The sequence below is a fragment of the Leptolyngbya sp. FACHB-321 genome (assembly GCF_014695975.1).
Classification (GTDB): domain Bacteria; phylum Cyanobacteriota; class Cyanobacteriia; order Leptolyngbyales; family Leptolyngbyaceae; genus Stenomitos.
The window spans coordinates 1-7507 of sequence record NZ_JACJPI010000006.1; the positions used below are offsets into that span (position 1 = coordinate 1).

At 53.3% G+C, this 7507-nt stretch carries 9 protein-coding genes; 1 reads left to right on the plus strand and 8 read right to left on the minus strand.

What is annotated here, in order from left to right:
- From H6F76_RS00085 to H6F76_RS00100, 4 genes are all read right to left on the minus strand, one after another.
- On the minus strand, positions 1-644 hold a 644-nt coding region (locus tag H6F76_RS00085), incomplete at its 3' end, for a molybdopterin cofactor-binding domain-containing protein (RefSeq protein ID WP_190504846.1).
- 235 nt (positions 645-879) lie between these two features.
- Positions 880-3114 (minus strand): molybdopterin cofactor-binding domain-containing protein, encoded by a 2235-nt coding sequence (locus H6F76_RS00090; RefSeq protein ID WP_190504849.1) that lies wholly within the window; start codon positions 3112-3114, stop codon positions 880-882.
- A complete protein-coding gene (locus tag H6F76_RS00095) occupies positions 3111-4106 on the minus strand; it encodes a xanthine dehydrogenase family protein subunit M (RefSeq protein WP_190504851.1) in 996 nt (331 codons plus the stop codon). The genes H6F76_RS00090 and H6F76_RS00095 overlap by 4 nt, the downstream gene beginning before the upstream one ends.
- A 4-nt stretch (positions 4107-4110) precedes the next feature.
- Positions 4111-4779: a 2Fe-2S iron-sulfur cluster-binding protein gene (locus H6F76_RS00100; protein ID WP_190504853.1), complete on the minus strand. Its 669-nt coding sequence runs from the start codon at positions 4777-4779 to the stop codon at positions 4111-4113.
- Between the two features lie 292 nt (positions 4780-5071).
- Here H6F76_RS00100 and H6F76_RS00105 point away from each other — a divergent pair, with 292 nt between their 5' ends.
- Entirely contained in the window at positions 5072-5977 is a 906-nt protein-coding gene (locus tag H6F76_RS00105; protein ID WP_190504855.1) for an AraC family transcriptional regulator, read from the plus strand.
- A gap of 146 nt (positions 5978-6123) precedes the next feature.
- Here H6F76_RS00105 and H6F76_RS00110 read toward each other — a convergent pair whose 3' ends face one another.
- From H6F76_RS00110 to H6F76_RS00125, 4 genes are read right to left on the minus strand one after another with little or no spacing between them, the layout of a single operon-like run.
- A complete protein-coding gene (locus H6F76_RS00110) occupies positions 6124-6396 on the minus strand; it encodes a DDE-type integrase/transposase/recombinase (RefSeq protein WP_190504856.1) in 273 nt (90 codons plus the stop codon).
- Complete coding sequence (locus H6F76_RS30785) at positions 6384-6548, minus strand: DDE-type integrase/transposase/recombinase (protein WP_347275961.1); 165 nt, start codon at positions 6546-6548, stop codon at positions 6384-6386. The genes H6F76_RS00110 and H6F76_RS30785 overlap by 13 nt, the downstream gene beginning before the upstream one ends.
- Before the next feature lie 37 nt (positions 6549-6585).
- On the minus strand, positions 6586-6723 hold the full coding sequence (locus tag H6F76_RS00120; RefSeq protein ID WP_190504858.1) for a hypothetical protein: 138 nt from the start codon (positions 6721-6723) through the stop codon (positions 6586-6588).
- Positions 6724-6781: 58 nt separating this feature from the next.
- On the minus strand, positions 6782-7039 hold the full coding sequence (locus tag H6F76_RS00125; RefSeq protein ID WP_190504860.1) for a hypothetical protein: 258 nt from the start codon (positions 7037-7039) through the stop codon (positions 6782-6784).
- Between the last annotated feature and the right edge of the window lie 468 nt (positions 7040-7507).

Here is a 7507-nt window from a genome sequence, read left to right on the forward strand (position 1 = left end):
AGCGTCAGGCGATCGCCTTCCCACACGGCAATCGTGGCGTGCGGTTCGATTGGGTTGTTGTGTTCGATCGGTGTCGTGTACGTTACATCAATGCGGACATCCGCTGCACTCAAACCCTGCTCCAAATTCCCTTGCTGAGTATCTGTCGGGTAGCCTGCATTGATCCTTTCCGGTGTATAAGCGCGGTTGAGATTTGCTGCAAACTCCAGTGCCGGACGTTCTTGTGTATAGGCAACGCGCACGAGTGTTGCGGCATATTCAGCTTGCTCGAATGTCTCGGCAACAACCAAGCCGACGTGCTGCCCGTAGTGGTTAATCCGGTCGTCTTGCAGCACTGGAACTACTTTGATGTAGCGATCGCTGACTTCGGGCGGGTCAGTGGTTGCCAGCCTGGGCGCGTTGAGGTGGGTAATAACGGCAAGGACTCCGGGAGATTTTTCTGCTGCGCTGGTGTCAATGCTCTGGATGCGTCCACGGGCGATCGTACTCCGTACCACGACGGCATGAGCTAAGTTCTTCATTGGGAACTCAGCCGCGTAACGTGCCGCTCCCGTAACCTTGAGCCGCCCGTCAGTCCGATCCATCGGCTTGCCAATCGCTGAGTTTGTTGGCTTGTCAGCGTTACTTTGAGCTGAAAACTGCATAGGTAGGCGTTGTCCTTTTCTGTTTACAAAGAAGGCAGAGGGCAGAAGGAATAAGAAGAAAGCTCTCCCTTCTCCAACCCTTGTAAATGTCCATCCCTTGAAAGGGATAAAGAGAAAAAAGATTCTTTCCAAGAAGGCATCCCACCTCAAAGGGAAAAGGCATCCTTACTTCAATCCTTTCTTCCTTAGGGGAAGGCTTTGATAAAAGCCTTCTGCCTCCTGCCTTCTGCCTTTATCAAAGCAGTTTGTCCGGTGTAATCGGTAAATCGCGGATGCGCTTGCCAGTGGCATGGAAAATGGCGTTAGCGATCGCTGCCGATACGCCCACGATGCCAACTTCCCCAACGCCTCTTGCCCCTAAAGGATTTGCCTTGAGGTCTGGCTCTCCCACAAAGTACGTTTCGATCGCGGTCACGTCGGCATTCACGGGTACGTGGTACTCACCGAAATTGGCATTAATGAAACGCCCATTACGTGAGTCCATTTGGGTGTACTCCATCAGCGCCTTGCCAATACCGCCCACAACGGCACCGCTCACCTGAGAGCTTGCCGTTTTGGTATTAATCACCCGTCCGATATCACAGACTGAGACAACCCGCGATACTCTCACCAGTCCAAAGTCTGGATCGATATGCACCTCAGCGAAGTGTGCGCCAAAGGAGTGGATGGAGAAGCGCTGCTTCTCGTCTCCTGGTTCAGAGTCCTTTTCGGTTTCAATGTAGTCTCTGTTAGCGCGTTTCAGGATGTCTGTATAGCTCTCGCCCTTCGACGCATCCTGCTTTAAAAACAGCCGTCCGTCTTCCACCCCAACCTCATTGGCCTTGGCGTTGGACAGGAGTGAATTCGGCTGAGTACTGGCTAGAGACAGGGCTTGTTCGCGGACTGCCAGACACGCCGCTTGCACCGCAGAACCCAGACTCGCGGTGAGCATCGAGCCGCCTTGCACAGGGGAGTAGGGGAAATCTGTATCCCCCAACTCAAACCGCACTCGTTCGGGCGGCAAACCCAGAGCATCTGCCGCAATCTGGGTCATGATCACATAAGTCCCCGTGCCGATGTCGCTGCCTGCACTTTGCACCACCGCCGTACCGTCAGCCAGGAGACGCGCTTTGGCAACAGCTCGCAAGCGAAACATCGGGTAGGTAGCCGTTGCCATGCCCATGCCAACTAAGTAGCGACCGTCACGCATCGATCGCGCCTCCAGTTTGCGCCGTGACCAGCCAAACTTTTCTGCCCCGACCTGGTAGCATTCCTTGAGAAATTTGCTCGACCAAGGCAGCCCATCTTCGGGATTGACTTCGGCATAGTTCCGCAGCCTCAATTCGAGGGGATCGAGTTTGAGGGTGTAGGCAAGTTCATCTAGACCACATTCGAGGGCATACACACCAGAAATTTCCCCCGGTCCCCGCATGAAGGTGGGTGTACTCGTGTTGAGTCGGACGAGACGGTATCGCGTTACCAGGTTCGGGCAGGCATAAAGCATCCGAGTCGCATCGAGCGTCGCTTCGGTATACTCTTCGTACATGGAGGTTCCCGCCGTTGCCTCGTGGACGATCGCGGTAAGCTTGCCATCCTTCGATGCGCCCAATGCCACCCGTTGCACCGTGTAGGGTCGAAATCCCACTGAAGTATACATCTGCTGGCGGGTGAGCACCAGCTTGACGGGACGCCCCACCTGACGAGCAGCGATCGCGGCTACCGTGACGTGGGGCCAACTCCGCAGACTCGAGCCAAATGCTCCGCCAACGAAGGGCGAGATCACTCGCACGTTCTCTTCCGGCATGCCAAAGGTTAGGGCGACGTGCTTCCGGGTGTTGTACACCCATTGAGTTTTGTCGTAAAGTGTCAGTTTGTCGCCTTGCCATGTTGCGATCGTGGCGTGCGGCTCCAGCGGGTTGTGGTGTTCGATGGGAATCGTGTAACTGCCCTCTACCCGCACCTCAGCACTTGCTAAAGCGTTGGGATTGCCGCGCACCACATCGGCATGTCGTCCGCCTTGGCTGGATTCGGTAGGCGGGAAGGCTTGCGCCATTGCCGCTTCTACAGTTGTCGCGGGAGTTTGCTCTTCGTAACGAACCTGCACCAGCGAGGCAGCATACTGAGCACGCTCCAGGGTATCGGCAACCACCACTGCAATGGGCTGACTGTTGAAGTAAATGGTATCGCTTTGGAAGATGGGAAAGTGTTTCCCGACTTTAGGATCGATCAACGCCCGCTGCTCGGGTTTGTCAAAGGTCAGCTTTGGGGCGTTGAGATGGGTAATTACCCTCAGGACACCGGGAGCGCGTTCTGCGGCTTGGGTATCGATTTGCCGGATGCGCCCTTTCGCGATCGTACTCATGACCAACACGGCATGTACAAGGTCAGGCACTTCGAACTCCGCCGAGTAACGTGCTGCCCCAGTCACTTTCAAGCGCCCGTCAACGCGATCTAGCGGCTTGCCGACGGCAGCATTTTTCTTCTGACTCACGCCACACCTCCCTCGGTTACTGCAGTCAGCGCCTGTACGATCGCCCGCTTGCCCATCTCAATCTTGAAGCGGTTGTGTTCATAAGCCCGTGCTTCACGCATCGTCACTTCGGCAGCTTGCTGGAAGGTCGCTGCCGTTGCTGGTGCACCTGTCAGTATCTTTTCCGCTTCCACTGCACGCCACGGCTTGTGTGCCACCCCGCCCATCGCTACCCGTGCTTGGCGGATTTTGCCGCCCTGGATGTCGAGCGCGGCAGCGACAGAAACAAGAGCAAAGGCATAAGAGGTGCGATCGCGCAATTTCAGGTAGTATGAGCGCGGCGCGAAAACGGCAGATGCAGCGGGTAAGTCGATCGCAGTAATCAGTTCGTCGCGTCGCAGGTTCGTATCTACCTGCGGCGTATCGCCTGGTAGTCGGTGAAACTCTGAAATGGGAATACTTCTTTGCCCTTGCGGTCCTTCGACTTGCACGATCGCATCAAGCGCCACCAATGCCACGCACATATCCGATGGATGGGTGGCAATGCACTGCTCGTTCGCGCCGAAGATCGCATGGACGCGGTTGTAGCCTTCCAAAGCACCACAACCCGTACCGGGTTCTCGCTTGTTGCAAGGCATCGCCGTGTCGTAGAAGTAGTAACAGCGCGTTCTTTGCATCAGGTTCCCGCCGTTGGTTGCCATGTTTCGCAGTTGGGCGCTGGCTCCAGCCAGAATAGCTTGAGAGATCAGTGGGTAGCGCTGGCGCACCAGTGGGTGATTTGCCGTATCGCTGTTGCGTGCCAAAGCACCGACACGCACGCCACCCTCGCGTTCTTCAATGCCAACGAGTTCCAGCCGCGAGATATCCACGAGGCGATCGGGCTGTTCCACGTTGTCCTTCATTAAATCTAGAAGGTTCGTACCGCCAGCAATGAACTTCGCTGTTTGGTTGCTGCCAACCGTCTGGATGGCTGCGCCGCGCTCTGTCGTGCGCGTGTAAGCAAATGGTTTCATAATGTCACACTCCTCGGGGACTTGCGCTTGCTTCGCGGATAGCCGCGACGATGCCGGGGTATGCGCCGCAGCGACAGATGTTGCCGCTCATGCGTTCGCGTATCTCCGCATCCGTTAGCTTCACGCCTCCGGTTTGCCTAACATCAGCCGTTACCGCACTCGCCGTACCGGTTGCTACTTCATCTAATAGCGCTACAGCGGAGCAAATCTGACCGGGCGTGCAGTAGCCGCACTGAAAGCCGTCATGCTTAATGAATGCCGCTTGCAGTGGATGCAGCGCGTCTCCCTTGGCGAGACCCTCAATTGTGGTGATCTCGTCACCTTCATGCATCAGCGCCAGAGTGAGGCAGGAATTGATGCGCCGTCCGTTAACCAATACCGTACAAGCGCCACACTGTCCGTGGTCGCAACCCTTCTTGCTCCCGGTAAGCCCAATGTACTCGCGCAAGGCATCGAGCAACGTGACACGCGGTTCTATTTTCACTGCGCGTGCTGTCCCATTCACCCGCAGTGTCAGATTAACCGTGTCTGTTCCTGGGATAGTGCGAACTGATGGAGAAGATGGCGGACGAGTTTGAGCAAAGACTTTAGTTGCCCAGTTTCCCACTGCACTAAAAATTGCGCTGATCAGCATGAGCTGACCGAACCGTCGTCGTCTTAACCGAAAGCCCATCGGCGTTCTCCTAAATTAAATTCTCTGGCATAGATCGAGGCGATTTTTTGCCCAATCCTCGGATTGATCCAACGATCAAAGCAAGTTTTGTTGTGCCTTGCTCATTGCCTTATCCTTTCATTTCCCCTTGGAACGTGTTCATCATAGAGTTGAAAGAATTAGCACCAAATACATAAAACTTGCACATACTTGCCCAATACTCTCAGGTGCAGGATTGACCAGAGTGAATATTCTCTATAGAGTGTCTAGAAAAGGCTGAATTTCTCAGGCATCCAGTAGAGCGATTGAAATAATGAAGCGAGGTACTGCGAGCAATTTATGTCAGGAATTGGCAACATTAGTGATTCGGCACACCCATGGAAAGGGAAACGGCATCCATGCAACCGCCATTGATCAGTTGGAATTGATGCGGGAATCTACGGCTCCTACCGCACTTCGTGCCGTGTATGAACCGACGCTTTGCATTATTCTTCAGGGTAAAAAAGAAACTTTACTGGGCAAGGAAACCTATCACTATGGGACGGCTCAATATATCGTGGTCACGGTCGATCTACCACTCAGCGGATTGATTGTCGAAGCAACACCGGAGCAGCCGTATCTATGCTTTAAGCTCGGCCTGGACGCGACTCAGCTTTGGGACATTATTGACCAACTCCAGTGCAGTCCAGATCAAAAAGAAAGTTCAGTCAGAGGCTTATTTGTAAGTGATGCTGATGAATCGTTGATTGATTGTGCCATCAGACTGACACGGCTTTTGGATACGCCGCAGCATATTCCATTCCTGGCACCCATGATTGTTCGCGAGATCTATTACCGCCTTCTAATTGGTGAACAAGGTCAAGCGGTTCGTCAGATTGCGACTTTTGGGAGTCATATGCAGCGCATTGCGGCAGTGATTAAACAGATCAAAGCTGATTTTACACAAGCATTGCGGATTGATGATCTAGCTAAGCAAGCAAGTATGTCTCCTGCATCATTCCATCGGCATTTTAAGGCAGTAACCTCAATGAGTCCGGTGCAATATCAAAAACAGCTAAGGCTGATGGAAGCCCGTCGTCTAATGTTGATTGAAAAGGTCGATGTCACCAATGCTGCTCATCAAGTTGGGTATGAGAGTGCCTCACAGTTCAGCCGTGAATATTCTCGTATGTTCGGTATGTCACCCATGAAGGATATTGCACAGTTCCGTAAAGTCTAAACAGGGGCTTTGCCGAGGCAGGGGTTTATCCAGCATCAGAATATTTTCCAACGCTAAGGCTGAAACTAAAATATAGCAAGGGTTTTTAAGCAGGTTGTGTCGCAAAAACTTTTTAGGGACAAACGCTTTGTATCCTTTGCATTCCCTTAAGTAGCAATGCCAAAAAGTGTTTCAATAAACTTAACTTGAGAGACACTATCCCTTTGTTTGATTCCTTGCACTTGCCCTTTACGGGCTATATTCATTGCCTCAATGCCCCTCAGAGTTTTTCGTGCGCTGTTGAACGTTTCGCATCCCATCATGGCTCTGGTCATCCGCTCGATGTGCCTGTGGTCCGGCTCAATAATCTTGTTCCGGTCTTTCACTTGCCGTAACCTGGTCTCCTGCACGCTTGTCTCATCATCCTTCAGGGTTGCCATTGCCACTGGATCGCAACATTCTTAGCCACATTAATGGCTCGTGGAGCCCCAGTGTGCTTTGCTTTGAGCACTTGACGAAGGAAGCGTGCTATTGCCTTGCCATCCCGCTTGGCGCTCAGCAGAAAGTCCAGCGTATGGTCCTGCGAAGCCACGACACGATACAGCTACTGCCACACGCCCTTGATTTTGCTATACGTCTCGTCCACCCCTCAGGAGTCGGTCGTTAGCTTCAGCTACCGTCGAATCCGTTTGTCCAGTGCTGGTGCGTACCAGTACCCAACGCTTGATCGTTGAATGGTCTACCGTCACTCCCCATTCCTGCATCATTTCCGCCCAGTCTCGATCGCCCAGGACCTAACCGCTAACTCCAATTGTTTTGGCTTCACTACCTGCCTCCTACAAGAGTGGCGTGCGACTGCTCAAGAAGATAAGAACAGGGACGAATGGGGCGCTGCGAAACTGAGTGCTGCTCCTCACGGGCAAAGCGCTCAAACCTACTCCGGCGCTGATTGTCATAGCGTTGATACAGCGCCTTTAGTAGTTCACGAGCATACTCTTTGACCAGACGCGGCGGCAGTCCAAATGTGTGGTGCGGTTGTGTCATCGCGATCGGTTGATCGCCCCGCCACAGTTCAGCACACATTGCATGAATAACAACTTCATCGTTGGGTTGACGTGGCTAGTCTAAATAGGTGTGCAGCACAACAAAAGCAACTTGTGGGATTGACACTGTGACGACGTCCAACCCACTTTGGCGCTGTGTAAGCCGACTTCGTCCTTTGCGATAGTAGGAGCGACGGCTCCGGCAAGTCTCCTCGCGCTAGCAACTGTCTCCACCTAGTGCCGCCTCATGCAGTCTTCCTGCCTCGGCAGCTGTGTGCAGCGAGCATGCCCAGCATTTCTCGTTCGTTGACCGTTCCATGTTTTGCCGTTTGTACTGTCTCCATTCTCCCTGGCAGGCAGCCAAAACGTGCCAGTACGTAATATTCTGACAATACTCTGATAGAGATAAGTGCAATTATCTCTATCTGAAATCCACCCAACTTTGGCGATCGACGATGTCTGATGCCTCTACTGACTCTGTTTTGCCGATCGTGATCGCGCCCATTGA

Bases quoted from the DNA above. Each gene is read 5' to 3' on its own strand.
- H6F76_RS00125 (WP_190504860.1), bottom strand. From the start codon at position 7,039: ATGTGTGCTGAACTGTGGCGGGGCGATCAACCGATCGCGATGACACAA.
- H6F76_RS00110 (WP_190504856.1), bottom strand. From the start codon at position 6,396: ATGGCAACCCTGAAGGATGATGAGACAAGCGTGCAGGAGACCAGGTTA.
- H6F76_RS00105 (WP_190504855.1), top strand. From the start codon at position 5,072: ATGAAGCGAGGTACTGCGAGCAATTTATGTCAGGAATTGGCAACATTA.
- H6F76_RS00095 (WP_190504851.1), bottom strand. From the start codon at position 4,106: ATGAAACCATTTGCTTACACGCGCACGACAGAGCGCGGCGCAGCCATC.
- H6F76_RS00120 (WP_190504858.1), bottom strand. From the start codon at position 6,723: ATGATGCAGGAATGGGGAGTGACGGTAGACCATTCAACGATCAAGCGT.
- H6F76_RS00100 (WP_190504853.1), bottom strand. From the start codon at position 4,779: ATGGGCTTTCGGTTAAGACGACGACGGTTCGGTCAGCTCATGCTGATC.